General features: G+C 67.8%; 2 protein-coding genes and 1 pseudogene. All 3 read right to left on the reverse strand.

The features are described 5' to 3' along the window. Nucleotides 1-104: 104 nt before the first annotated feature. The 3 genes and pseudogenes from rpsN to rpmB all read right to left on the reverse strand — a co-directional run bounded on the left by rpsN (nt 105) and on the right by rpmB (nt 818). Nucleotides 105-410: a 30S ribosomal protein S14 gene (gene rpsN, locus AC2W7A_RS12435; protein WP_485991615.1), complete on the reverse strand. Its 306-nt coding sequence runs from the start codon at nt 408-410 to the stop codon at nt 105-107. Nucleotides 411-413: 3 nt separating this feature from the next. Then, a complete protein-coding gene (rpmG, locus tag AC2W7A_RS12440; protein WP_158496420.1) occupies nt 414-581 on the reverse strand; it encodes a 50S ribosomal protein L33 in 168 nt (55 codons plus the stop codon). A 1-nt stretch (nt 582) separates the two neighbouring features. Next, a pseudogene (gene rpmB, locus AC2W7A_RS12445) lies at nt 583-818 on the reverse strand (50S ribosomal protein L28). Between the last annotated feature and the right edge of the window lie 580 nt (nt 819-1,398).

A 1,398-nucleotide genomic window follows, 5' to 3' on the forward strand; every position in this document is an offset into this window, starting at 1 on the left:
AGACGGCGACGGGGCGGCCCACCGTGGAGGTGCGCCCGTGCGGGTCGGCGGCGTCGCATGGACGGCGCGTCCGGCCTGACGCTCGGGTCAGGCCGAGGACGAGGTCACCAGGACGACTTGGTCACGCCCGGCAGCTCGCCGCGGTGCGCCATCTCCCGGAAGCGCACGCGGGAGATGCCGAAGCGCTGGAAGGTGCCGCGCGGGCGGCCGTCGATGGCGTCGCGGTTGCGCACGCGGACCGGGGAGGCGTCGCGCGGGAGCTTCTGCAGGCCGACGCGGGCGGCCTCGCGGGCCTCCTCCGACGCGTTCGGGTCCACGAGGGTCTTGCGCAGCTCCAGGCGCTTCTCGGCATTGCGGGCCACGATGGCCTTGCGCTGCTCGTTCTTGGCGATCTTGGACTTCTTGGCCATGCCTCAGCGCTCCTCTCGGAAGTCGACGTGCTTGCGGACCACCGGGTCGTACTTCTTCAGGGTGATGCGATCCGGAGTGTTGCGGCGGTTCTTGCGGGTCACGTAGGTGAACCCGGTGCCGGCAGTGCTCTTCAGCTTGATGATCGGACGAACGTCCTTGTCCTTGGCCATGTCAGAGCTTCACTCCCTTCGCGATCAGGTCGGCGACGACGGCATCGATGCGCGCACGTCGATGGTCTTGATGCCCTTGGCGGACAGCGTCAGGGTGACGTTGCGGCGCAGGGACGGGACCCAGTAGGTCTTCTTCTGGATGTTCGGGTCGAACCGACGCTTGTTGCGACGGTGCGAGTGGGAGATGCTGTGGCCGAAACCCGGCCCAGCCCCGGTTACCTGGCAGTGAGCTGCCATGATCACTCCTCGTGCAAGTTGTAGTAAAAGGACGGGCGGAACCCGCATGGCGGTGCCCGGCGACGCACGAAGCGTCATCAGGCTCCTTGAGAGTCCCGCTCGGGTGTGGACACCGCACTCTTACTGCGACTCATCTGAAGGTGAACCAGGCTGGGTGAGAGCCAACCGAAGTCGCCTTGGATCGCTGGTGTGAACGGTGATTCCCGGCCTGCCCGGTGAGGGGCGGTCCGGGAGTCCAGTCCGCGGGATCACGCTGCTTTTCCGACCCCCTGCGAGCAGGCCCGAAGGGAGAACAGCGCGGCTTGCGCCGTCCCATCTTACGGGAGCACCCCCGCGGGCTTCAACCGGCGGTCGGGAGAACCGTCTCACACCCCACCCTTGCCTGATTGTTGAACAAGCCGTAGAGTCCTGCCCACAGTGCACGTCGTGACGCCCGTCACCTGCACGCCGTCTCTCGCACACCGTCCCTCGCCATCCTCGGAGAACGTCCCCAGGCCCCCACACCCCCCACACGATCCCCGGGCGCAGCCGGCCCTCGCGGCAGACCTCGCACAGCGGGGGAGTGTGCAGCCGCTGCGCC

The sequence above is a fragment of the Micrococcus sp. LASM2_SD2 genome (genome assembly GCF_057364565.1).